Origin of the sequence: Pectobacterium sp. S5, assembly GCF_051707265.1 — a bacterium.
Taxonomy (GTDB): domain Bacteria; phylum Pseudomonadota; class Gammaproteobacteria; order Enterobacterales; family Enterobacteriaceae; genus Pectobacterium; species Pectobacterium polare.
Map to the genome: position 1 here is coordinate 244,882 of NZ_JAULSZ010000001.1, position 23,758 is coordinate 268,639.

At 50.5% G+C, this 23,758-nt stretch carries 24 protein-coding genes and 2 pseudogenes; 13 read left to right on the top strand and 13 right to left on the bottom strand.

Annotated elements, in window-relative coordinates; genetic code table 11:
* Positions 1 to 93: 93 nt before the first annotated feature.
* From potA to QWJ20_RS01195, 6 genes are all read left to right on the top strand, one after another.
* Positions 94 to 1,209, top strand: a complete 1,116-nt coding sequence (potA, locus tag QWJ20_RS01170; protein ID WP_010309752.1) for a spermidine/putrescine ABC transporter ATP-binding protein PotA — start codon at positions 94 to 96, stop codon at positions 1,207 to 1,209.
* On the top strand, positions 1,193 to 2,053 hold the full coding sequence (potB, locus tag QWJ20_RS01175) for a spermidine/putrescine ABC transporter permease PotB (protein ID WP_138255227.1): 861 nt from the start codon (positions 1,193 to 1,195) through the stop codon (positions 2,051 to 2,053). Before potA ends, potB begins: the two co-directional genes overlap by 17 nt.
* Positions 2,050 to 2,826, top strand: a complete 777-nt coding sequence (gene potC, locus QWJ20_RS01180) for a spermidine/putrescine ABC transporter permease PotC (protein WP_039472861.1) — start codon at positions 2,050 to 2,052, stop codon at positions 2,824 to 2,826. Before potB ends, potC begins: the two co-directional genes overlap by 4 nt.
* A 234-nt stretch (positions 2,827 to 3,060) precedes the next feature.
* A complete protein-coding gene (gene potD / locus QWJ20_RS01185) occupies positions 3,061 to 4,104 on the top strand; it encodes a spermidine/putrescine ABC transporter substrate-binding protein PotD (RefSeq protein WP_433991660.1) in 1,044 nt (347 codons plus the stop codon).
* Positions 4,105 to 4,483: 379 nt separating this feature from the next.
* Positions 4,484 to 5,116 (top strand): YbhB/YbcL family Raf kinase inhibitor-like protein, encoded by a 633-nt coding sequence (locus QWJ20_RS01190; protein ID WP_433991661.1) that lies wholly within the window; start codon positions 4,484 to 4,486, stop codon positions 5,114 to 5,116.
* 22 nt (positions 5,117 to 5,138) lie between these two features.
* On the top strand, positions 5,139 to 6,005 hold the full coding sequence (locus QWJ20_RS01195) for a helix-turn-helix domain-containing protein (protein ID WP_433991662.1): 867 nt from the start codon (positions 5,139 to 5,141) through the stop codon (positions 6,003 to 6,005).
* 145 nt (positions 6,006 to 6,150) lie between these two features.
* Here QWJ20_RS01195 and prc read toward each other — a convergent pair whose 3' ends face one another.
* The 3 genes from prc to QWJ20_RS01210 form a co-directional block, all read right to left on the bottom strand.
* Positions 6,151 to 8,166, bottom strand: coding sequence for a carboxy terminal-processing peptidase (gene prc, locus QWJ20_RS01200; protein WP_119888792.1), 2,016 nt, complete (start codon positions 8,164 to 8,166; stop codon positions 6,151 to 6,153).
* 19 nt (positions 8,167 to 8,185) lie between these two features.
* Positions 8,186 to 8,929: an RNA chaperone ProQ gene (gene proQ / locus QWJ20_RS01205; RefSeq protein ID WP_095994425.1), complete on the bottom strand. Its 744-nt coding sequence runs from the start codon at positions 8,927 to 8,929 to the stop codon at positions 8,186 to 8,188.
* Between the two features lie 84 nt (positions 8,930 to 9,013).
* Positions 9,014 to 9,520: a GAF domain-containing protein gene (locus tag QWJ20_RS01210; protein WP_095994424.1), complete on the bottom strand. Its 507-nt coding sequence runs from the start codon at positions 9,518 to 9,520 to the stop codon at positions 9,014 to 9,016.
* A gap of 297 nt (positions 9,521 to 9,817) precedes the next feature.
* Here QWJ20_RS01210 and yebS point away from each other — a divergent pair, with 297 nt between their 5' ends.
* The 4 genes from yebS to QWJ20_RS01230 all read left to right on the top strand — a co-directional run bounded on the left by yebS (position 9,818) and on the right by QWJ20_RS01230 (position 15,657).
* Positions 9,818 to 11,098: a membrane integrity lipid transport subunit YebS gene (yebS, locus tag QWJ20_RS01215; protein WP_433991663.1), complete on the top strand. Its 1,281-nt coding sequence runs from the start codon at positions 9,818 to 9,820 to the stop codon at positions 11,096 to 11,098.
* A gap of 2 nt (positions 11,099 to 11,100) precedes the next feature.
* Positions 11,101 to 13,740, top strand: a complete 2,640-nt coding sequence (locus tag QWJ20_RS01220; RefSeq protein ID WP_433991664.1) for an MlaD family protein — start codon at positions 11,101 to 11,103, stop codon at positions 13,738 to 13,740.
* Positions 13,741 to 13,885: 145 nt separating this feature from the next.
* Entirely contained in the window at positions 13,886 to 15,340 is a 1,455-nt protein-coding gene (rsmF, locus tag QWJ20_RS01225) for a 16S rRNA (cytosine(1407)-C(5))-methyltransferase RsmF (RefSeq protein WP_433991665.1), read from the top strand.
* A gap of 125 nt (positions 15,341 to 15,465) precedes the next feature.
* Positions 15,466 to 15,657, top strand: coding sequence for a YebW family protein (locus tag QWJ20_RS01230; protein WP_433991666.1), 192 nt, complete (start codon positions 15,466 to 15,468; stop codon positions 15,655 to 15,657).
* Positions 15,658 to 15,676: 19 nt separating this feature from the next.
* Here QWJ20_RS01230 and QWJ20_RS01235 read toward each other — a convergent pair whose 3' ends face one another.
* Together QWJ20_RS01235 and QWJ20_RS01240 are read right to left on the bottom strand one after the other, a co-directional pair.
* Positions 15,677 to 16,372, bottom strand: a complete 696-nt coding sequence (locus QWJ20_RS01235; protein WP_433991667.1) for an extensin-like domain-containing protein — start codon at positions 16,370 to 16,372, stop codon at positions 15,677 to 15,679.
* Positions 16,373 to 16,411: 39 nt separating this feature from the next.
* A complete protein-coding gene (locus QWJ20_RS01240) occupies positions 16,412 to 17,479 on the bottom strand; it encodes a malate/lactate/ureidoglycolate dehydrogenase (protein ID WP_275243258.1) in 1,068 nt (355 codons plus the stop codon).
* A 235-nt stretch (positions 17,480 to 17,714) separates the two neighbouring features.
* Here QWJ20_RS01240 and QWJ20_RS01245 point away from each other — a divergent pair, with 235 nt between their 5' ends.
* Entirely contained in the window at positions 17,715 to 18,197 is a 483-nt protein-coding gene (locus QWJ20_RS01245; protein WP_433991668.1) for a hypothetical protein, read from the top strand.
* 42 nt (positions 18,198 to 18,239) lie between these two features.
* On the opposite strand, the gene QWJ20_RS01250 is transcribed toward QWJ20_RS01245, so the two are convergent.
* From QWJ20_RS01250 to QWJ20_RS01260, 3 genes and pseudogenes are all read right to left on the bottom strand, one after another.
* Positions 18,240 to 18,386, bottom strand: coding sequence for a hypothetical protein (locus tag QWJ20_RS01250; RefSeq protein WP_174868278.1), 147 nt, complete (start codon positions 18,384 to 18,386; stop codon positions 18,240 to 18,242).
* 341 nt (positions 18,387 to 18,727) lie between these two features.
* A complete protein-coding gene (gene cspE / locus QWJ20_RS01255) occupies positions 18,728 to 18,940 on the bottom strand; it encodes a transcription antiterminator/RNA stability regulator CspE (RefSeq protein ID WP_005967874.1) in 213 nt (70 codons plus the stop codon).
* Between the two features lie 630 nt (positions 18,941 to 19,570).
* A pseudogene (locus tag QWJ20_RS01260) lies at positions 19,571 to 19,957 on the bottom strand (terminase small subunit); the annotation flags it as partial.
* 120 nt (positions 19,958 to 20,077) lie between these two features.
* Here QWJ20_RS01260 and QWJ20_RS01265 point away from each other — a divergent pair.
* Positions 20,078 to 20,395 (top strand): hypothetical protein, encoded by a 318-nt coding sequence (locus QWJ20_RS01265; protein WP_433991669.1) that lies wholly within the window; start codon positions 20,078 to 20,080, stop codon positions 20,393 to 20,395.
* An 84-nt stretch (positions 20,396 to 20,479) separates the two neighbouring features.
* Here the strand turns inward: QWJ20_RS01265 and QWJ20_RS01270 are convergent, their stop codons facing one another.
* The 4 genes from QWJ20_RS01270 to QWJ20_RS01285 all read right to left on the bottom strand — a co-directional run bounded on the left by QWJ20_RS01270 (position 20,480) and on the right by QWJ20_RS01285 (position 22,585).
* Entirely contained in the window at positions 20,480 to 20,668 is a 189-nt protein-coding gene (locus QWJ20_RS01270; protein WP_433991670.1) for a hypothetical protein, read from the bottom strand.
* A gap of 184 nt (positions 20,669 to 20,852) precedes the next feature.
* Positions 20,853 to 21,260 (bottom strand): DUF2513 domain-containing protein, encoded by a 408-nt coding sequence (locus QWJ20_RS01275; protein WP_433991671.1) that lies wholly within the window; start codon positions 21,258 to 21,260, stop codon positions 20,853 to 20,855.
* Positions 21,261 to 21,621: 361 nt separating this feature from the next.
* Positions 21,622 to 21,939 (bottom strand): GrlR family regulatory protein, encoded by a 318-nt coding sequence (locus QWJ20_RS01280; RefSeq protein ID WP_433991672.1) that lies wholly within the window; start codon positions 21,937 to 21,939, stop codon positions 21,622 to 21,624.
* Positions 21,940 to 22,162: 223 nt separating this feature from the next.
* Complete coding sequence (locus tag QWJ20_RS01285) at positions 22,163 to 22,585, bottom strand: phage holin family protein (RefSeq protein WP_433991673.1); 423 nt, start codon at positions 22,583 to 22,585, stop codon at positions 22,163 to 22,165.
* Positions 22,586 to 22,898: 313 nt separating this feature from the next.
* On the opposite strand from QWJ20_RS01285, the pseudogene QWJ20_RS01290 reads away from it, so the two are divergent.
* Positions 22,899 to 23,012: pseudogene (locus QWJ20_RS01290) on the top strand (tyrosine-type recombinase/integrase); the annotation flags it as partial.
* A 305-nt stretch (positions 23,013 to 23,317) separates the two neighbouring features.
* Here the strand turns inward: QWJ20_RS01290 and QWJ20_RS01295 are convergent.
* Positions 23,318 to 23,674 (bottom strand): YebY family protein, encoded by a 357-nt coding sequence (locus tag QWJ20_RS01295; RefSeq protein WP_103860827.1) that lies wholly within the window; start codon positions 23,672 to 23,674, stop codon positions 23,318 to 23,320.
* Between the last annotated feature and the right edge of the window lie 84 nt (positions 23,675 to 23,758).

Sequence of the window (23,758 nt, forward strand, 5' to 3'; positions counted from 1 at the left end):
ACTGCGCACGCTGGCTGAAAGGTGATAACCCTTGGTACGATCGCAACGGAGATACCGTTGATCGGCCAAATCAGGACATAGAGCTATACCTTAATGAAAGAAAACTCCCTGACTGTGCCGGTCGTTGAATTGCTCAACGTCCATAAAGGCTTTGATGGCAAAGACATCATTTCACATTTTAATCTCACCATTAATAACGGTGAGTTTCTGACGATCCTCGGGCCATCCGGCTGCGGCAAAACCACTGTACTACGCTTGATTGCCGGTCTGGAAACGGTCGATAGCGGCAACGTCATGCTGGAAAAGCAGGACATTACCCACCAGCCCGCTGAACAGCGACACGTTAATACCGTATTTCAAAGTTACGCCCTGTTTCCTCATCTCAGCGTGTTTGAGAACGTGGCATTTGGCCTGCGCATGCAGAAAACGCCCGCCGCAGAGATTGCGCCACGCGTGATTGAAGCGCTGAAAATGGTGCAACTGGAAGAGCTGGCGCAGCGTCGCCCGCACCAGTTGTCTGGCGGCCAGCAACAGCGCGTTGCCATCGCCCGCGCCGTCGTCAATCAGCCGAAGGTTCTACTGCTGGATGAATCCTTGTCTGCGCTCGATTATAAGCTGCGTAAGCAGATGCAGAACGAACTGAAGGCGCTGCAACGTAAGCTGGGTATCACCTTTATTTTCGTCACGCACGATCAGGAAGAAGCGCTGACCATGTCCGACCGCATCGTGGTAATGCGCGATGGACGCATCGAGCAAGACGGCACGCCGCGTGAAATCTACGAAGAGCCAAAAAATCTGTTCGTCGCTAGCTTTATCGGTGAAATCAATATCTTTGATGCTGTGGTGCTGGAATTGTTGAACGAACAGCGGGTACGCGCTCAGGTCGAAGGCCACGACTGCGTTATCACCGTCAGCTTTCCGGTCAACGTCGGCCAACACCTCAACGTACTGCTACGACCGGAAGATTTACGCGTCGAAGAGCTTGGCGACGGCATGCAGGCGGAAGGTATGGTTGGCTATGTGCGCGAGCGTAACTATAAAGGCATGACGCTGGAATCCAACATTGAGCTGGAAAACGGCAAGATGGTCATGGTCAGCGAGTTCTTTAACGAAGACGATCCTGACTTCGACCATTCACTCAACCAGAAAGTAGACGTCACCTGGGTGGAAAGTTGGGAGGTAGTCCTGCACGATGAAGAAGTCGCGTAAACGCTTTCAAAACATCATTATCACACTCATCGTTGCCTGGCTGGTGCTGTTTGTTTTCCTGCCCAACCTGATGATCATCGGAACCAGTTTCCTGACGCGCGATGACACCCATTTCGTCAGCCTGGTCTTTACGCTGGAAAACTATACGCGACTGGCCGATCCGCTTTATGCCTCTGTGCTGCTGCATTCGCTGAACATGGCCGTTATCGCCACGCTCTGCTGTCTGCTGCTGGGCTATCCGTTTGCCTTTATTCTGGCGCGTTTACCGAAAAAAATTCAGCCGCTGATGCTGTTTCTGCTGATTGTGCCCTTTTGGACCAACTCGCTGATCCGTATTTACGGCCTGAAAATCTTTCTGAGTACACGCGGACATCTGAATGAGTTTCTGCTCTGGACGGGTCTTATCGATACGCCGCTGCGGATTATGTATACCTCTGAAGCGGTGATTCTCGGTCTGATTTACATCCTACTGCCGTTCATGGTGCTACCGCTCTACTCCAGCATTGAAAAACTCGATAAATCCTACCTTGAAGCCGCCCGCGATCTGGGTGCCAATAAGTGGCAAACCTTCATTCGCGTCGTCATCCCGCTGACCATGCCGGGGATTATCGCCGGCTGCCTGCTGGTGCTGCTGCCTGCCATGGGCTTGTTCTTTGTTGCCGATCTGATGGGCGGTGCCAAGAATTTGCTGATCGGTAACGTTATTAAAAGCCAGTTCCTCAATATCCGCGACTGGCCGTTTGGTGCCGCCACCAGCATCTGCCTGACGCTGGCCATGGGCGTGCTGCTCTTTATCTACTACCGCACAGCCCGCCTGCTGAATAAAAAAGGAGAGCTGGAATGACCGGACGCTTAATCCGCGGTGGATTTATGTCCATCATTTACGCTTACCTGTACATCCCGATCGTTATTCTGATCGTGAACTCGTTTAACCAAGCGCGTTTCGGCATCAACTGGCAGGGATTTACACTAGACTGGTATCGGCTGCTGATAAACAACGACAGCCTGCTCCAGGCCGCGCAACACTCACTGACGATGGCCGTTTTTTCCGCGACGTTCGCCACGATGATTGGCTCCCTGACGGCCGTCGCGCTGTATCGCTACCGCTTTCGCGGCAAACCTTTTGTCGGCGGCATGCTGTTCGTGGTGATGATGTCGCCGGATATCGTGATGGCGATTTCACTGCTGGTGCTCTTCATGCTGCTGGGCATATCGCTTGGATTCTGGTCGCTGCTGTTTTCCCACATCACGTTCTGCCTGCCGTTTGTGGTGGTGACCGTCTATTCGCGCCTGAAAGGCTTTGACGTGCGGATGCTGGAAGCCGCGCGCGATTTGGGTGCTAGCGAAGTGATTATTCTGCGCAAAATCATTCTACCGCTAGCTATGCCGGCAGTAGCCGCCAGTTGGCTGCTCAGCTTTACGCTGTCGATGGATGACGTGGTGGTGTCCTCGTTTGTCACCGGGCCCGCGTATGAGATTCTACCGTTGAAGATTTACTCGATGGTGAAGGTCGGCGTCTCCCCTGAAGTCAACGCGCTGGCAACGATTTTGCTGATTCTATCGCTCGTGCTGGTGCTCAGTAGCCAGCTGATTTTACGCGACCGCACCGGAAAATAAGGTTGCGGTAAGCACGATGAATACTGTTATTTTCATATCTGCTTGTAAGGACCTATTCCAGTAGGCGTTATTGGTGCAGCCAGTTTGGACACGGACAGCGCACAGAAACCGGAGCGTACACGTAGTACGTGAGGATTTCGAGCACTGCCCTGGTTCAAAATGGCAAACAAAATAGCCTAATGGGATAGGTTCCAGGCGGGTATTTCCTTTGGGACTCGTAAGGAGGTAAACATAATGAAAAAGTGGCCACACCTACTGGCAGCCTGCGCAATGGCGTTTGGCATCAGCACCGCCAACGCCGACGATGGCAAAACGATCTATTTCTATAACTGGACCGAATACGTGCCGCCGGGCCTGTTAGAACAGTTCACTAAAGAAACGGGCATCAAGGTGATTTACTCCACCTATGAATCCAACGAAAGTATGTATGCCAAGCTGAAGACCTATAAGGACGGTGCTTACGATCTGGTTGTGCCTTCAACTTATTTCATCTCTAAGATGAGCAAAGAAGGCATGCTGCAAAAGATCGATACCAGCAAGCTCAGCAACTTCCATAATCTCGACCCAAATCTGCTGCACAAATCTTTCGATCCGAATAACGACTACTCCATTCCCTATATCTGGGGCGCAACGGCGATTGGCATTAATCATGAAATGATTGACCCTGCCAGCATCACCAGTTGGGCCGATCTGTGGGATACAAAGTACAAAAACAGCCTGCTGCTGACCGATGACGCGCGTGAGGTGTTCCAAATCGCGCTGCGTAAACTGGGTTACTCCGCGAATACCACCGACCCTAAAGAGATTGAGGAGGCCTATAAAGAACTGCAGGCTCTGATGCCGAACGTGCTGACATTCAACTCAGACAACCCCGGCAACCCGTTCATCGAAGGTGAAGTCAATCTGGGTATGGTGTGGAATGGTTCTGCCTACGTGGCGCGTCAGGCCGGTACTCCGCTGGATGTTATTTGGCCCAAAGAAGGCGGCATCTTCTGGATGGACAGTCTGGCGATTCCGGCCAATGCCAAAAACGTTGACGGTGCGATGAAGCTGATCGACTTCCTGCTGCGCCCGGAAGTCGCGGCACAGGTCGCGGAAACTATCGGTTATCCAACGCCAAATCTGGCGGCGAAAAAATTACTGCCGCCAGAAGTTTCAGGGGACAAAACGCTGTACCCAGATGATGAAACTATCGCGAAAGGCGAATGGCAGAACGACGTTGGCAGCGCCAGCACGCTGTATGAAACCTACTTCCAGCAGCTAAAAGCCGGTCGTTAATCGCGCACGCTATCGCGATGCAGATCGGATTTCTCTATCGGCATCGGCAGATCGTTGGCAAACCTATTTGCCGAACAAGAACGGTGGTAACGGAATAGAAGAGTAAAGCGTTTGCGCCAGGGATGGCGCAATCCGAGCTTACAGGGACGTACTTGCAGCGTCTTTACGATCTATCCGTTACTACCGCTCGACGCGCTTTATCTACAACCTCTAGCTTTCGTTACCATAAACTATGTTTCTACTCTGATTACAAATATCATCTCAAACCCATCAAATTGACAGCTAAAAGCATTATCCTGACGGCATTAGGAAAATAATTACGCGCAGCTTCTTCTATAATGATTCAACACTCATCAGAATCACGATAAGGAACTCCACTATGTTGCAACTCTCCAGCCACAGTTTTCAGGACGGCGATACTATCCCAGGCGAATTTGCCTTTGCCGTACCAGACGCAACTAGCCACATTGCACTGTCTTCTAACCACAATCCCCATCTTGCCTGGCACGGCGCGCCCGAAGGGACACAGTCTTTCGTATTGATCTGCCACGATCCAGATGTACCCAGCCGCGGTGACGATGTGAATCAGGAAGGTCGCGAAGTTAGCGCCTCTCTGCCGCGTGTCGATTTCTACCATTGGCTATTGCTGGATATTCCAGCCAGCATCAATGAAATTCCTGCCACCTCACATTCCAGCGGTATCACACCGCGTGGGAAAGCGGGTCCGGATGCACCGACAGGGCTCCGACACGGCATCAATGATTACACGGGTTGGTTCGCCACGGACGAACAGATGAAAGGCACCTACTATGGCTATGATGGCCCTTGTCCGCCGTGGAACGATGCGATCGTCCATCATTACATCTTCACACTTTATGCTCTCGCGACGCCGGCTTTAACGATAGAAGGTGAACTTAACGGAGCGAATGTTCGCATCGCACTAGCTAACGCACCGGTATTGGCAGAAGCGACACTCACTGGGCTATATACGCTGAATCCCGCATTATCATGATTTGTTATAAGAATGACTGGCTATGAGCGTGACCGCTTTACGCCCTGCTTCTCCGTCTCTCATTGTAGAGGCGGACTGGCGATTGCCATCAGGCCAGCCGCTACAGCGGTATGGCCTGTGCGCGCTAGCTCAGCCTCACTTGCGTACGCCACAGCAGACAACGCGTTTCCATTTCTATGAGGCCACGCTTCTGCTGGTTCTCTCTGGTCGATTAACCATTTTTGAACAGCACGAAACGACAGTTGTCGACAACCCAACTCAACTTTGTCTGATTACGCCTGACGCAAATGCCGATCTGGCGAAAACACCCGGCGGCCATGACTCCGCTTTCCGGTCGATCTTTCTGACGTTTTCATCCACGCTTCTGGCGCGGTTTTATCATCGCTATCCTAATGAATTTCCCGCTACGCATCATCCGCGCCCCTTCACTACCCTCACGCTGGATAACGATCTCACCCACACATTGCAGTATCTGGTTGAGGGGATTACGGGCAACGCACTTAATGAATCACGTCTCGAACTGCGGCTGATGGATATGCTGCTGGCGCTGTCGGAACGGGGATATCGTTTTGGCGCACCGCCACAGCCTGGTGTTACCACTCAGCTACGCACGCTTATCAGTAAAGAGCCGGAACACCACTGGACCGCACAGTCTGCGGGTCGCCTGCTGGCGATGAGCGAGGCCACACTGCGCCGGAAGCTATCCGCCGAGCAGACACGCTTTGAAGTGCTGTTGCTGGAGACGCGAATGCAACACGCGATGATGCTGGTACAAACGACGTCATGGAGTATGCAGCGTCTGGCAGAAGCCTGCGGGTATAAATCCTCAGCGCGTTTTTCCGAACGGTTTAAAACTCGTTTTGGCTGTTCGCCAACCAAGATTCGTTAGTCCGTCATTGACGGTACAGCGCTGTCATCCTGTAACACTCATCATCAAAAACAACGATTAGGTTCAAAAAAAAGCGCCCTGTCGGATAAACCCACAAGGCGCTTGATGATCTCAGACGATCAGAACGATTTTAGCGTATGACTCTTTACTCTTTCTCTTCCTGTGCCAAATCGTTAGCAATTTTCACCGTTTCATCCAGATAAGGATCGGGTGCCTGATAGTCCTTCGGCAGATCTTCCAGTGACTTGAGCGGTTTTTTACCTTCTCTCGTCAGTCGATCGTTAATCCGCTTCAGACGCATCGCTTCATCATCGTCATTCTCTTTCTCGCGCTGGGCAAGATTGAGCGACACGATGTTACGCTTATCCTTCAGCGCGTTGTAGCGGGCAATATCTTGCGCGACATACTGGAACTCAGGATCTTTGGCGATACGCTCCTGATGATGTTCATTCAGTTTGCTAATCAGTGCCTTCAGATCGCTGCTCTTCGTGTAGTTAGCCGCTTTGATGCTGTCCCACGGTAGCGCGTTATCTTCAAATTTCTCACCGGTATCTACCGTTTCCGTGCCGGTTGGCATCATCACGTCAGGCGTCACGCCTTTCATCTGAGTACTGCCGCCGTCAATACGATAGAACTTCTGAATCGTATATTGCACGGAGCCCAGCGCTGGCCAGTCAGGACGCAGCATCTGATCGTAAATCCGATTCAGCGAGCGATACTGCTGCACGGTGCCTTTACCAAACGTCGGTTCACCCACGATCAAGGCGCGGCCATAATCCTGCATTGCCGCCGCGAAGATCTCGGAAGCGGAAGCACTGAAGCGATCGACCAGCACCACCAGCGGGCCTTTGTAATACACAATACCGTCGGTGTCGCTGTCTTCACGCACTTTGCCATTATTATCGCGCACCTGAACCACAGGGCCGCCAGGAATAAACAGACCGGAAAGCCCTACCGCTTCCGTCAGCGCACCGCCGCCGTTAGTACGTAAGTCAATCACAATGCTGCTGACGTTCTGTTTTTCCAGCTTCTGGAGTTGAACCTTAACGTCATCCGTCAGGCCGACATAGAAACCGGGGATGTCCAGCACGCCGACTTTATCCTTGCCGACCGTCTTGACGGACATCTTAACCGCGCGGTCTTCAAGGCGAATACGTTCACGCGTCAGCGTAACAATGCGGGTTTTCGTCCCTTTGCCAGCAGGCAGGATTTCCAGACGGACCTTGCTGCCTTTCGGGCCTTTAATCAGCGCAACGACATCATCCAGACGCCAGCCGATAACATCCACCATTGGCTTGCCGCTTTGGCCTACGCCAACTACGCGGTCACCGACGGTAATGTTTTTGCTTTTCGCTGCCGGACCGCCTGGCACCATGGAATTAATCATGGTGTAGTCGTCATCCATCTGCAACACCGCGCCAATCCCTTCGAGCGACAGGCTCATTTCGGTATTGAATTGCTCGGTGTTACGCGGTGACAGGTAGCTGGTATGCGGGTCAATTTCACGCGCAAAGGCGTTCATGACGAGTTGGAAAACATCTTCGCTGTTGCTCTGCGCCAAACGGCGAATGGCAAACTGGTAACGCTTGGTCAGCGTCTCTTTGATGTCTTTATCATCTTTACCGGTCAGCTTCAGGCTGAGCCAGTCATATTTTACCTTGGCATCCCACAGGCGGTTAAGTTCACCCGCGTTCTGCGGCCAAGGGGCTTTGCTGCGATCGAGTTCAAACGTATCATTGCCCGTCAGATCGACCGGTTTATCCAGCAGCGACAATGCATATTGAAAACGCTCAAACCGACGCTTCTGCGCCAGATTGTACAACGCGTACGGAATATCCAGTTGACCGGATTTCAGCGCGTCGCCCAACTGGGCTTTTTGCCCGGAAAATTGTGCCACATCAGAGGCCAACAGCACGTTGTGGCTGTAGTCCAGCATATTGAGGTAGCGGTTAAAAATTTTCTCAGAGAACTGCGCATCCAGCATAAACTGGCGATAGTGCGAACGCAGGAAACGTGAGGCCACCCTGTCGCTAACGGTAGCATGTTGAGGCTCCTGATGTAGCTGAGGAATCTGTTCAACACGCGTAATGTTTTCATTTGCAAAACTAGAGCCCGCCAGCAGTAAGCCTGCGATGGCGGTTATTTTGACTAAGTTGTTCATGCCCAGGTTGGCCTCCGTATCAGAACTGCAAGTGTTCTGCGCGTACAATCATTGCCAATCCAGAAGCCAATTGTACTCTGACTTCGCCTTTGGCAATTTCAAGCACGGTGGCATCCATGGCGTCTTTGCCGGCTCTGACTTTGATTTCCTGACCGATTTGCAGTTTGGAAACATCCGTAACCGCTACCCGTTGACGCTCATTACTGGCAGGCTTTGCCTGACGAGATTGAGCATTCGCGGATTGCTGAGAAGAAGGCTGCGATTGGCCGGAAGAAGGCTGACGTGGATTACGCGGTGCGTTGTTTCGAGATGCATTGTTTGAAGCGTCACGGCGCGGCGCACGTTTCTGAGCGGGACGAGGCGTACGCGCTGCTTCTGCCGATTCTCCGGCTGCTTCACGTTTTTTAGCCTGTTGCTCAGCACGCTGAGCCTGAACTCGCGCTTTCGCTTCTTCCAACTGCTTACGAGCATGATCGACATGCTGCTGTTCCAACTCACCGCATGGGTTACCATCCAAATCCACACGTTGGGCACCCAATTTTACACCGTACAGATACCGCCAGCTTGAGGTATAAAGACGCAGCGCAGAGCGTAATTGCGTCTTACTGACGTTATCGGACTCCGGCACACGCTCAACAAGATCCTGAAAAATACCGATCTTTAACGGACGAGTTTCACCTTCAGTGGTGAAACAAAGCGGGAACCGCTCTGCCAAAAAGGCAATGACTTCTTTACTACTGTTCAACTTAGGTTGATTTTCCATGAAATTTCCTGATTACAACGGGTTTGCCAACCGGCGCAGGCATGAACAGGCGTCATTATAATGACGCCATCGGCAATTGCCACGTTAACCTTGCTTCAACGTGAGAGAATTGATGAATGTCATCACATCGCTCGCTTCCAGTTGAGCACAAAGTACGCTCACCACGGCCTTCAGCCCTTCTTCATCATCTGCGTCAAAACGCTGATAAAGGGTACTGTCAATATCCAGAACGCCAATCGGTTGCCCGTTAACGACAAGCGGTAGCACAATTTCAGCATTACTCGCGGCATCACAGGCGATATGACCAGGGAACGCATGGACATCATCCACGCGCTGAATGCGATTTTCAGCTATCGCCGCACCGCATACACCTTTGCCAACCGGAATACGCACACAGGCAACCTTGCCCTGAAATGGTCCTAGGAAAAGCGTGTCGTTATCCAACAGGTAAAACCCTGCCCAATTAACCCCATCCAAACGCTCAAACAGCAGCGCACTACTGTTTGATAAAATCGTAATAAAACGGTTTTCATCCGCGATAAGCGATGACATATCGCGAATGAGATCCTGATAAAATTCTTGTTTATTCATGCTTGTTTATTCATAAAGTATATTGTTGTCTTTTCAAAACAGTGCGAACAGTTTCCACACAGACTGCATTAGCATCGGTTACAGAATGCCATAAGATTCGCGCCTTCGCGCGAAGAATCATCCGCTTTACTGTACCGCTGTCGTGCATATCATGCTATTTCCACCTGTAAAATAATATCGGGCAGAGATCAGAGCCTTATTATGAATTTATCATTCAGTGAGCCTTCAGTTACACTGAATAGCTGTGAATATGTTATCCATCGTGGACTTAACACCTTTTACCGGATCGCAGGAAAGATGAAAATACATAATATAGTCAGTCCTGCGCCGTTTTCCTCCCCCCGACCGCCGCTAACGGGTGGTGCGAAAAACACCGCGTCTACCATAGATCGCTATCATCGCTGCCCGGAGTGCGATGCCTTTTTTGCGCTGCCGCAGTTGAAGCGAACCCAGACAGCCAACTGCCCACGTTGCGATGCCAAAGTCAGTTCAGGCAGAGACTGGACTATTTCCCGACTTGCGGCGATGGCGGTTGCCATGTTGGTCCTGATGCCGTTTGCCTTCACCGAGCCGTTGATCAGTATTCGCTTGCTGGGTGTGACCATCAATGCCAGCCTGTTCGAAGGCATTTGGCAAATCACCCGGCAGGGGCATCCGCTCACGGCAAGTATGGTTGCCTTCTGTACGGTTGGTGCCCCGCTCACGCTGGTTTTTTCTCTGTTATACCTGTTTTTTGCCCCTCGAATTGGAATGAACCTGCGGCCCATCCTGCTCATGTTGCAGCGGTTAAAAGAGTGGATGATGCTGGATATCTATCTGGTCGGCATGGCCGTTGCCGCAATCAAAGTCCGTGAATTTGCGGATGTTCAGGCGGGAATCGGACTGGTTGCCTTTCTGGCACTGATGACCTTAAGCCTGTTGACGCTGATTCACTTAAATACCGACCAGCTTTGGCAGCGGTTTTATCCGCGCATGAGGCCGTTGATTGCGCCGGATCGCTATCGAATCTGCCTTTCCTGCCACTTCACCAGTTCACCCGACAACCGGGGGCGTTGCCCCCGTTGCCATATTCCGCTTCGCTTGCGCCAGCGGCAAAGCCTGCAAAAATCCTGGGCAGCGCTCATTGCTTCTATAATTTTACTGTTCCCCGCCAACCTGTTGCCCATATCGATTATTTATGTCAACGGTGCACGTACGGAGGACACGATTTTTTCCGGTATTCTTTCGCTTGCGTCAGGCAATGTTCCGATCGCGCTGGTGGTCTTTATCGCCAGTATTCTGGTGCCGTTTACTAAGGTTATTGTGCTGTTCGGGCTGCTGGTGAGTATCCATCTCCGATCAGAAGGCAACATAATGATGCGCATGAAGATGCTGCGCGTGATCCGTTGGATCGGTCGCTGGTCCATGCTCGATTTATTTGTGATTGCGCTGACGATGTCGCTCGTCAACCGCGATCAATTACTCGCTTTCACCATGGGGCCTGCTGCCTTTTACTTTGGCGCAGCGGTGATTCTCACTATCCTTGCCGTTGAATGGCTGGATAGCCGACTGATGTGGGATAACACTGATGTGGAATAACAATGCAAGATAATACGCCTGGGACACCAACTGAAGCTACCGTGAAGAACAAGCGTCGCCTGTCGCCGTTTTGGCTACTGCCGCTGATTGCGTTGATGATTGCCGGCTGGCTGATTTACACCAATCAGCAAGAACGTGGCACGACGGTCACTATCGATTTCGTCTCCGCTGACGGTATTGTCGCCGGGCGTACCCCCGTGCGCTACCAAGGGGTGGAAGTCGGCACCGTGCAAAATATCAAGCTGAGTGAAGACCTGCGCACCATACAGGTCGAAGCCAGTATCAAAAGCGACATGAAGGAAGCGTTGCGCAGCGGCACGCAGTTCTGGCTGGTTACCCCGAAAGCGTCTCTCGCTGGGGTTTCAGGGCTGGATGCGCTGGTGGGCGGTAACTACATCGGCATGATGCCCGGTTCCGGCGAGCCGCAAGAGCGCTTTTCAGCGCTGGATACGCAGCCCAAATACCGCGTGAATACCGGGGAACTGCTGATTCATCTCCATGCAGACGATCTCGGTTCACTGAATACCGGTTCGCTGGTTTACTACCGTAAAATCCCGGTGGGAAAAGTCTACGATTACACCGTTTCCCAAGATAGCCACGGTGTGATGATTGACGTGCTGGTTGAACGTCGCTTTACCCATCTGGTGAAGAAAAATAGCCGCTTCTGGAATGTATCTGGCTTTAATGCGGACATCAGCGTCAGCGGCGCAAAAATTGAAATGGAGAATCTGGCGGCGCTGGTTAACGGTGCGATCGCGTTCGATTCACCGGAAGAGAGCGAGAATGCGGGTGCCGAACAATCCTACCGCCTCTATCCCGACCTGGCACAAAGCCAGCGCGGTGTGAAAATCACGCTGGATTTACCTTCCGGCGACAGCCTATCTGAAGGCCGCACCCCGCTGATGTATCAGGGGCTTGAAGTCGGCACGCTAAATAAAATCACGTTGAACCCCGATGACGGCAAGGTCAGTGGAGAACTCATCATTGATCCTTCCGTCATTTCGCTGATGCGAGAAGGTACGCGAATCGAACTCAGTAAACCCCAGCTTTCGCTCAGTGACCTGAATGTTTCACGTTTGCTGAGCGGCCCAACGCTGACGCTTATCCCCGGTGAAGGCGAACCGCGCCAGCATTTTGACGTGCTGGATAGCGGGCAACAGCAGCTCACCCAGCCCGGCGCGCTTTCTATTCAGCTCACGGCAGCACAAAGCTATGGCATTGATAGCGGTCAACCTGTACTGCTGCATGGTGTCCAAGTTGGGCAGGTCGTGAAACGCACGCTGGACGAACAAGGTGTCAGCTTCCTTTTGGTGATCGAGCCGCGATATCGCCAGTTATTACACCGTGACAGCAAATTCATCGTGAACAGCCGTGTGAATGTGAAGATGGGGCTGGATGGGATTCAAGTGTTGGGTGCCAGCGCGCAAGAATGGGTCAGCGGCGGTATTCAGGTTTTACCGGGCAGCAAAGGTGAGGTTCAGACACGTTACCCGCTGTTCAGCGATCTCGAAAAAGCCGAAGAAGGCATTCGCGGTGCCACGCCTTCTCCGACGCTCACCTTAGTAACCGACAGCCTGCCGGATATTCAGGATGGTTCCATCGTGCTGTACCGTAAGTTCCAGGTAGGCGAAATCATGCGGGTGCGGCCGAAGGCGGATACCTTTGAGGTTGACGTTTATATTCGTCCTGAACACCGTAAGCTGCTGACGGAAAACAGCGTGTTCTGGGCAGAAGGCGGGGCCCGTGTGCAGTTGAATACGTCGGGCCTGACCGTGCAAGCCTCCCCGCTGAACCGAGCGCTTAAAGGAGCGATCAGTTTTGATAATCTGGAAGGCGCCCCAGAAATTAAAGGCGGAAAACGCGTCCTGTATAACAACGAAACGGCGGCACGCGCCGTGGGGAGTCGCATCATTCTGCGCACCTACGATGCCAGCAAACTCGCGCCGGGCATGCCGATCCGCTATCTGGGAATCGATATAGGTCAGTTGGATTCGCTGAAACTGTCCGAGCAGCGTAATGAAGTGCTGGTGCAGGCCGTCCTCTACCCTGAATACGTGCGTAATTTCGCCCGTTCCGGGACGCGCTTTTCCGTCGTCACGCCGGAGATTTCCGCCGCCGGTGTGAATCATCTGGAGACGCTATTCCAGCCTTATATCAACGTCGAACCGGGTAACGGCAACGTAACGCGGAGTTTTGAGCTGCAACAGGCCACCATCTCCGACTCTCGCTATCAGGACGGCTTGAATATCAGCGTTGATGCGCCGGAAGCAGGCGCGTTGCAGGTTGGTACGCCAGTGCTGTTCCGCGGTATTGAAGTCGGTACGGTAACCGGGTTGTCGCTGGGCACGCTTTCCGACCGTATCGCCGTGTCATTGCGTATCAGCAAACGCTATCAGCATCTGGTGCGCGACAATTCCGTCTTCTGGCAGGCTTCGGGTTACAACCTGGAATTCGGATTGGTTGGCGGCGTCATCAAGAGCGGAACCTTCCAGCAGTTCATTCGCGGCGGTATCGCGTTTGCCACGCCCCCCAGCACGCCTCTCGCCCCCAAAGCACAGGAAGGAAAGCATTTCCTGCTGAGGAACGAAGAACCCAAAGAGTGGCGCCAATGGGGTACAGCGATTCCAACACCGAATAATTAATGCTTATCACCTGACGGGGCGGCGATGGTCGCCCTGTCGTTTTCACGCACCGTCTCGCCGTTTTCACATAATGTATGAAGGATCCGTGCTACACTTCGCCGCTTCTTCCCCTCGTTTTACAGAATAACCTGTACGGAACCTCGCCGTGGCAAAATTTATCCCAGCCAACCTACCTGCTGAATTTCTCGACACTATGCGGGACATCATGCCTTCATCTCTTTCGATGGAGGATTTTATTGCTGCCTGCCAGCGTCCGCTGCGCCGTAGCATCCGCGTGAATACGTTAAAAATCAGCGTCGATGCCTTTTTTCAGCTTGTGCAGCCTTATGGCTGGCAGCTTGAGCCGATTCCCTGGTGTCAGGAAGGTTTCTGGCTGCTGAATGCGGAAGAAGAAAACACGCGGTTAGGCAATACACTGGAGCACCTGAGCGGGCTGTTTTATATTCAGGAAGCCAGTTCCATGCTGCCCGTCAGCGCCCTGTTCCACCATAATGATGCGTTGGAAATAGTTTTGGACGTTGCGGCCGCACCGGGATCCAAAACGACGCAAATCGCAGCACGACTGAATGATGAAGGGGCTATCGTCGCCAATGAGTATTCAGCCAGCCGGGTAAAAGTGTTGCATGCCAACATCAGCCGCTGCGGCGTCAGCAATACGGCGATTACACACTTTGACGGGCGGGTTTTCGGTGCAGCGCTGCCGGAATATTTTGATGCGATTCTGCTGGATGCCCCGTGCTCAGGTGAAGGCGTGGTGCGTAAGGATCCCGCGGCAATGAGTCACTGGTCGCAAGAGAGCATTACCGATATTGCTGCCACACAGCGCGACCTGATTCTGAGCGCGTTCCATGCTCTGAAGCCCGGCGGCGTGATGATTTACTCCACCTGTACGCTGAATAGACAGGAAAACCAACAGGTCTGCCGTTGGTTACAGGCACAGTTTCCTGATGCGTGCGAATTTGAATCTTTACACGATCTCTTCACCGACGCCGAACGCGCCATAACCGAAGAAGGTTTCCTGCACGTCTTCCCACAGATTTATGACAGCGAAGGCTTCTTTGTTGCCCGTTTGCGGAAAACCGCCAGCGTGCCACCGCTACCGCGGCCTGGCTATAAAGTGGGTAAATTCCCGTTCTCTCCGATGCCGCCCAAAGATTCTGCATTACTCACACAGGCGGCAGGCAAACAGGGCATTCACTGGGATGAGACGTTACTTCAGCTGTGGCAGCGTGATAGCGAGATCTGGCTCTTCCCTGCGGCGCTGACCTCCGCTTTTGGCAATATCAGATTCTCACGTATTGGCCTTAAGCTCGCTGAGCGTTTCCCCAAAGGTTTCCGCTGGCAGCATGAAGCCATTGTCGCGCTGGCCGATCCGAACGCGAAGAATGCCTACGCGCTAACCGATCGCATCGCCTGCGAGTGGTTCCAGGGTAAAGACAGCTATCCAGAACCGCTGCCTGCTGCGGATGAGCTGATTTTAACCTACCAGAACACGCCTGTCGGTCTGGCAAAACGCATCAGCAGCCGGATAAAAAACAGCCTGCCACGCGATTTAGTGCGAGATGGCGCATCCCCTGCCCAGCCTCTTTCTAAAGAATAAATGCGGTTTCTGCATCAGGTGGCGATAAAACCACCTGATGAACCGCCCGTTCTCCCTTTCCTCACTGATTTTCATCTACAATTATCCTGACAGATAGAGAAAATCGGTAATGTCTGGAGAACGACATGTTTGCGTTAGTGATATTTGTTTGTTATCTCGGGCATGGCTGTGACGATTTGGTCGTCGGTGCCCACAACACCGAAGCACAGTGCCTGCAAGCGATGGATGAACAGCGCCTGCGCCGCGCCGGCTGCTTCCCCATCGAAGAGTATATTGACGGCTTCTGGATCCCCGCTCAGGAGTACGCTGACTTTTAGTTTTCCCGCCTGAGTATCTTCATCGACACACGCCAAAACCGCGCATGCCAAAGTGAAAGTGATTAGCATGTGCGGCGTTATATTCCGGCCCCAGCGCGTTACCGAAAAAACGACAGCTTTCCCTGAATGTGGTACGCAAATAGCTACCGCGATCGTCCGTTGTCGACCACTGATTCAGGACGCTAACCTGCCGACCGTCAGAGAGACGAAAAGCGGCAATATCCCACGCGTCTGCCGTCGCATGCTCGCTCAATCGCCCTTCCGGTCGATGGTAGATATTCCGACAGGCGTAGCTACCCATATGGTCGATACGCGTCAGCGACGTGCCAAGAGATTGTGCCTGCGGCACTGCGACCTGTGCCACAAACATGGTGCTACTCAGCGCCAGTGGGCAACTGGCAAGAAAACTGGAACTGAGCGTGACCGAGCCAAAGCCTTGTACCCGCACGGGCGATGCTACCGGACATTGCCCACTGATATCATTGGCCTCGGAGAATCGCAGTCGCCCGTTTTCCTGCGCCTGCTTTAATATTGCCAGACAGGCCTCAGGATCGTTGGCGACAGACTTCATTTTCAGCCGAGTAATAAACGTGGGTGGATCGTCAACGGACAGTGGAGAGAAAGGATCGTAACCGGGCGGGAGTTGACGCTGGATCCAGGGTGCCAGAGCCACTAAGGCTCCTAATATCGCCACAACTATTACCCATCCCCGCATCCGTTTAGTCTCCCGATTATTGTCTTCTCCTGAATAATATTATGCTATTAACGTGAACTCGGCCGGATTCATCCCCAAAGAAACTCCCGCCTCCACGATTTTCTGCCACTCCTGATCGGACAAATAAATACCGTCTGCGCTACGTTGCGCCTGCGAAATACGTTCTGGTTCACCAGCGATTAAAATAGGCTGTGTCGGATCGGGAGCCGTTGAAGTGCGAACGTAATCCAGCATCGCATCATATTCTTTCTGCAACCACGCCATAGAAACCATACTGGCGGGATCGATAACAATCGTCGTCATGTTATTCACTATCGCCCCCTGACGTGTGTTCTCCGGTTGAATCGTTCCGCCGCCCGACAACAACCCCGCCAGCATTTCAGCCGCTAAAATCAACCCACCGCCTTTATGTTTCGCAATGGGTTTCAAGGCACCGTGATTTTCACCTTCCCACATGACTTTCGGATCGTTAGTGGAAGCACCGTGACAATCCAACATGACCTCTTCATCAAACGTTTTGCCTGCCAGATACGCGACGCGGGTTTTCCCCAGCGCAACCACGCTGGTGGCGAAATCCAGAACAAAGGCCGCGTTATGCTCCGTTGGCGGGAACGCAATGCAGATAGGGTTCGTCCCGAAACGGGCTTCGCTGCCACACCACGGGGCTACAATCGGGTCGAGATCGTTAACGTTGACGAAGTGTATCGATACGAGTCCGGCGTCCGCCGCCATTTCCCCATAGGTGCCGATGCGTCCCAAGTGGCAGGTAGACGACAGCGTCATTAAACACACGCCCGTCGTTTTCACCCGCTCAATAGCCGCCTGCATTGCTTCTTTACCCGTACGCTGACCAAAACCGCGATCGCCGGTAAATTGCAGCACCGCCCCGCTGTCACGTACTAAACGCGCGGGCGTATTCGGGTGCATGATGCCTTTCTCGATAAACGCCACATAGTGTGGCAACATCCCTACACCGTGGCTGTCATGCCCTTTCAGGTTTGCAGCCACGAGATGTTCAGTGACAATTCGGGCTTCGTTTTCTTCACATCCTGCTTTTTGCAATACGCCTTGCGTCGTCGCCATCAGACGGCTGACTGAAATCTGCATCTCTCTTCCCTTCATCTACTGATTTACGCTTCACCGATTTCATCCTACTGCGGAACTGGAGCGAATAAAATATAAACAAATCAAGCAAGATACCAATCAGTGCGATTGCTTTAACCATCTGGTGAAGGATCTCCCCCAGCAGTACCATCCCCGACGTTGTAAGGCGTACACAGAGACGGCTGACATATATAGGGTTGCCTGCTTATCGGGCATAGATAATATGGATTTTATTTAAATGAAAAAGACATCGCGTTTTCTTCTGGCGCTTGCCGGATTATGGTTTTCCGTTACGGCTTATTCCGCAACGTCCTCTTCGACTCAGATAGAGGAAACCCGGATACCGGCCATCAAACTGATCAATACGCCAGATAATCACTCGGCCTTCGTAACAGGCAGCGTACCCGCTCTGGAAAAAATCACTGCACAAAAATTTTGGCTCAGTAATTCCACGGAAGCGTGGGAGATGAACGTTCACCCGGCACCGCGCAAACAATATGTCATCACGCTGAAAGGCACGTTGAAATTTCGGGTTAGCGATGGTTCCACTTTTCTGCTTTCTCCAGGGACAGTCTTGATTGCCGCCGATACGCAGGGAGAAGGACATAGTTGGGAGATGGTTGAAGGGACTGAATGGGTCAGGATTTATATTCCGATTGTGGATGATAGTGATTACTTCACCCCCGATTCATCGGTTACCGTCGCGCCTAAAGCGCACTAATTTTTCGCTACATATTGGCGACAGAAGCCTGTCGCCAACCTATTAATCCTTATTCGCATCAAACGGATCATCGACATCATCCTTGCTGTCATCACGTTTACGCGGAATCTCCCCCTGATCTTTAGGTGCATCTTTTGCTGGATGGTCATTTTCATCCTTGTGTTTAGTGCCCGTATTTTTCTCAGTCATCGTTTCCTCCCGTTACGTCGTGTTCTATCAATTTAGTCGATAACGGCTATAAACGGGATATGAACCTGTCGATGAGATTGTGATAAAAGGCATTTTATAACAAAGGTAGAGGAATTCTGTTCGTTCGCTATGCAGCAGTTAATAAAGCTGAACGCTTACGGATGATTAGGAATAAAGCAATATAAGCGGCTGGGTTCTGAACATAAAATGCAGCAAACTGCTATGAGATATAAATAAACAAAAACCCCTAGCTTTACGCTAGGGGTTCTGAGTGCTTTTCTTGACTGCTCCGGATTAAACCATCATCGCTACCGCAAGAGAAACATTAATTCATTTGGCTATTACAGCGCGACAACGTTGCCAGCTGATGGGCCTTTCTGGCCATTTTCAATAGTGAACTCAACCTTTTGGCCTTCGTCCAGAGTTTTGAAATCGTTGCTCTGAATAGCAGAGAAATGTACGAATACATCTTTGCTGCCGTTGTCAGGAGTAATGAAACCAAAACCTTTACCAGCGTCAAACCATTTTACTAAACCAGTCATTTTATTAGACATAGAAATTACCTTAATTTGTATAGCGCCTTCCGGCAAATAGGGCCTGTGCACAGAATTTAATTAGCAACGATAAGGAGGCTCAAAAGAAGGGATATCTATGGATAACACTTTGAAATGAGAACTGCTTTACTAAACTGCTTTTTACGTCTGCGAATCAAACCGACGAGTCATTAACTCATGTATCAATATCTTTAGCAAGCATTTATTTTAAAAAACCTTTAAAAGGCCCACAGAGACGAAATTCGTCTCATCTCAACACCTTAATTGGCAAGAATCGCCAACCGGTACACCAGAAAAACAGCGGTCATATGAGATTCCACCTGTACTATTTTATGCGCACATACAAAGTGCAGGGTAAGCCAAAGACATGGAAGGCTAGATGCATTATTTCTCGTATTGATTTTTTGAAGCAAAAAAAAGACTGAACACGATTCCTTTAGTCGCCAAAAAAACAATCAACGCATTGAAATATAACAATTTAAATAATATACTTGATTAAAAACCCATCTAAAATACTATCCTTTGAAATCAAACACATGCTATATTTTTCGGACATGGACGGGAAAATTTCGGGTGTAAAAATGGAAATCATTAACTATCACGGAACGACAATCTGCGTTTTAGATGACAACGATACCCTGCCCGCTTGTATGCGGCGACTCGGTTTAGGTCTTTAAGGTACTCGTTAACGAATCGAGCCTGCATATCGTTAAGCCCGTATTCATCAGGGTTTAGCGTCCAGTTATCGTCCGCGCTTTCAATTAACGGGCAATTCGAATCAATTTGATTTTCAATTTGAAGAATTGATTTTTTCGCACGCTCTTTGAGTTGCGCAGTGCGCAGTTTTTTCTGCGCAGTTTTTTGCGCACTTCGTGCAGCAGTTGGCTTCTTGATGTAACGACGGGCAGATGCGTAATTCAGTTCCTGCGCTTCACACCAGTCTTTGGGGGAAATGCCGATTTTAGCATGATCGGACAGGAACCGTTGCTGAAGCTCGCTCCAGTCGGGTTTTGCCATGATAATCCCTCAGAATTAAAAAATTGAGTTCTTTGCGAGGTAGCCCCCTTGATTTTGTGCCAAGGAACCCTCATCAACTTAAGGCCTTCACATTCGTTGGCTCTAATAAAAGGGATTACTATGTCTTTTTCCATAAAACCTGACGGTGATTTCGAATACACCTTTGAAGGTGAAAGCTACCAAGCTGAAATTGAACAAGTTGGCGATCCTGTTAAAATCGCTGGCCGAAGTTTCAAGGAAGATACCGATACATGGGCATACAAATTTGGGGCAACTTTGGTTGATGACTCTATTGTAACTTGGGATGTGAGCGTTGAAGTAGGTGACTCCCCGTTCCACGATACAAGTAGCAGTGGAGTTTCAGGGCTGCCTGAAGGTGTTGAGGTAGAATACGACCCAGAGTTCGAGTGCGAACCTGATGAGGACGACGATTACTAACTAGTCATCTTCCTGCGGGTGACATTCTGTGCCCGCATTTTCGCGAAAATCATTAAAGTGGGCTTTGTGATGTGCAATATAAATTTACACTAGGGCGGATAAGGATTCTTTCAGTGTTTTTTCCTGCCCATCTGTGAGCTTCAAAAATTCAACTTCATGCTCTTCGAGCCACCTGAATCCAATCTCCACTGCGGACCTGTGAGCGATATCGTCAGGACCTGCCTTTAACGCTTGCACTATCTTTTCAAACTCCGAATCTTCGACTGTATGCATGATGCCCTCCTGTTTTTTGGCATTCAGAATCCCATCACGACATTCTTCTTTTCAAGCATTACCACAGGCACTCAGTGAATGCCTGCTGTAATGCCTGCTGTAATGCCTACTTGACCGCTCCTACAAAACATAAAAGCCTAAAATTACGAGGCTAGGTGAGAAAAATCAATGCTCAAAGTAAAAATTAAGATCCGAGAATTCCGTCTATCTTTTTCTGGAGGTATCCATCAAATAAGCGTTTTGATACATCGACGATGGTTCCTATACTGGCATCTTTGAATCCTGTTTTGACAGTATTCCAAACTTCTTTATTACGAATCGCCTCAAGAAAATCATGACCATTGGCTGTAAGACGCAAAGGTAAAGCGGCCCACGAACCGCCACCATCAACGGACTCAAAAAAACCGAATCCATATTCTCCATCAGTTCTAGCAATCAAATTACGATCGTCTAACAGGCGCATATGAAATAAAAATGTATTTGTGTTGCAGTCATACCCTGCTTGCTGTAATTCATTTACATCCGTTTGCGGTTGGCCGGATGCCTCAAAAGCCTCAAGAAGTCCTTTTAAATACTCATGATCTATTTTCATACTCACACCTCTTTTTGTTTGTGAGTATAATCTAGCACCTTCTAAGCTCTATTACTGTATAACAACTGTGATGCCTGCCACACTCCGCAGTGGCCACGTCCATGCCCATGAGTCTCTATCGCTCAGTAGCCGCTAATAACCGGTGCACGTCTGGCATTCGCGCTGCTTTACCGGTACACATCTTCTTTATTAACCCTCACCAGCGTGTGTTGCAGTTCGGACCTGCATCTGGCTATCAGAGAGACTTGGGGTCGCATCATGACTGCGACTTATACGGGCGGTCTATCCACGCTGCTACTTCATGTTCTTTTCTCCAGTCAAATAAAAAACCGCCCGCAGGCGGTTTAATCATTACTCAGGCTTATATCAAATCGCCGATAAATTTCGCCCGAACTTGCAAACGTGCATGAGGTGCACCTTTAACTGCACCATCCAGCACAAAACCACCTGGGTTATCCAAGATGGCTAGCTCCATGGTGTAATTGTTAACACCCAGCACGTTAACAGCTTGAGGGTTGTGCTGAAACACGTTCAAATCCAGTCGATTTCCATGCACGCGACCTTGATATGTAAAGCCAAAGTCGCCACCATTAACCGTATCACCATTTACTACAACCGTCCCTTGACCTACTGCGTTGTTGTTGCTGATAAATTCTACAAAATAAATTCCATCTTTCATTCGTGTAGCCTCAATTGAGTCGCCCCCAAGTTAGGTGCAAATTTAATATCGAGGTAAAACATTTCAAAACAACTCCATTCATTAGAGATTTTGGATAATCCTTTTCATTTTTGTGACGACTGTACCCTTACTGTCTCTATCTCTCTCACCCCAGCTAGTTGATTTAGCGCCTTGTCGAGTGTTGTTAGTAACGGGTCAATCCAGTAAACGGCCTGTCCGTATGTTAATCGGCAGGGGGAGGTAGAGGCACCAGCAGTGGCTGTGTTAGTTCCGCTGGCAACGGTGTGCATTGCGCTGGCACGTAAACGGTACGTGTGAATTCCAGAGCCATGCGGCAGAACGCATCGCATAAATATCCTGTTCTAATAGCTCTGGTTTGGCAGTCAAGTCCAAACCTAATACCGCACCACAATGCATGTAGTTCGTCGCACCTGTGACTTGAATCAACCTGCGAGTTATTGCTGCCAGTCTTGCTACCAACAACGCGGCGAAGAATAGAGCTGGTGTAGTCAATACCGAGGAAACCGATGAACACACTTCCCATCGACGCAAAATTCGAGTCCCAGCCGAGCGTAGACAACCCATCATTGATGTAATAAGCCACAGGGGCTAATGCTGGTGGCGATAAACCGACAGATCGCAGCACTGACTATAAACACACTCTCGATACTCTGGATATTGAAATTGCGCTGGCGCTGCTATCAAAAGGGTTCGATATATACAATATACAGGGGCCAGAACACAGGAAGGCTAAAGGGATTATGGAACACAGTGAACCGCTATGGAGAGACTGTGGCCAGCGGTTACGGAAAATCCCAGGCATTCTGGATTACTCACGCGCCGCCATTTTTCACTGATCCGCAACGCACCAGCCAGCATTGGTGATATGCCGCTCTACATCAATACCGCTCTAAGTGAGGTAGACCACGCTCACCCATCAGCAGAACTACTACGTCTGGCTGTATGAGAAAGAACGCGGAAAGGAATTTGCTCAGAAGTTACTGGGTCACAAATCAGCAAAAATGACAGAGAAATATCTGGATACGCGAGGGAAGGAGTACGTTTATTTATAAAAGACCGTATATATAACTTCGTGGATTTTCGTAAAAATAAAAAATAAACACTTAAAAATCAAATGCATAAAAAAAGACTGAACACGATTCCTGTATTCAGTCTAGGGAAATGGCTCTTGGGAGAGCCGTGCGCTAAAAGTTGGCATTTATACAAGCTGTACTAGCCCTGTAGAGTTAAGCTTAGCCAACTCCCCCGCGTTTTCCAGCCTTAACCTATTCGCAATCATCACAAATGGAACATGTTTCACACTTTATCTTAACCACAAAGAAATAATTATTTAACATTGATAATTAAATCAATCACTTCATGGTTTAGCATCTGGCTGACACAGCTGCTCTGCACGTTCGATAAAGGGCTGAAGGCTTTTTTTCTGTCCGGGATGCTTAGGGTCATCCAGCCGGATCGCGTCTATCGGCTGCGCGCTCACCTGCCCAGATTTCATTTGCGCAATCGCAACATCGTTTAGCGGATATTGCATCAGCGTCCCGGTATGTAAGGCATACAGCGCATTGCCAGGGCGGCAAATCAGTTGAACTTCTTCACGCGTGAAAGCCCAGCGATCGCCGTATTCAAACCGGCTGACATTTGCCAGTTTAGCGGCAGCAAAAGCATTCACAGAAAGTGAGGTAAGCACGATAGATAGCAAAAATTTCTTCATCATGGTATTCCCGACATCGCGTATTCAGACAGTGATGTGTGTGAGTTTTGCGGTCTTATCCGAATCAGAGAAAGACAGCCTCAAACC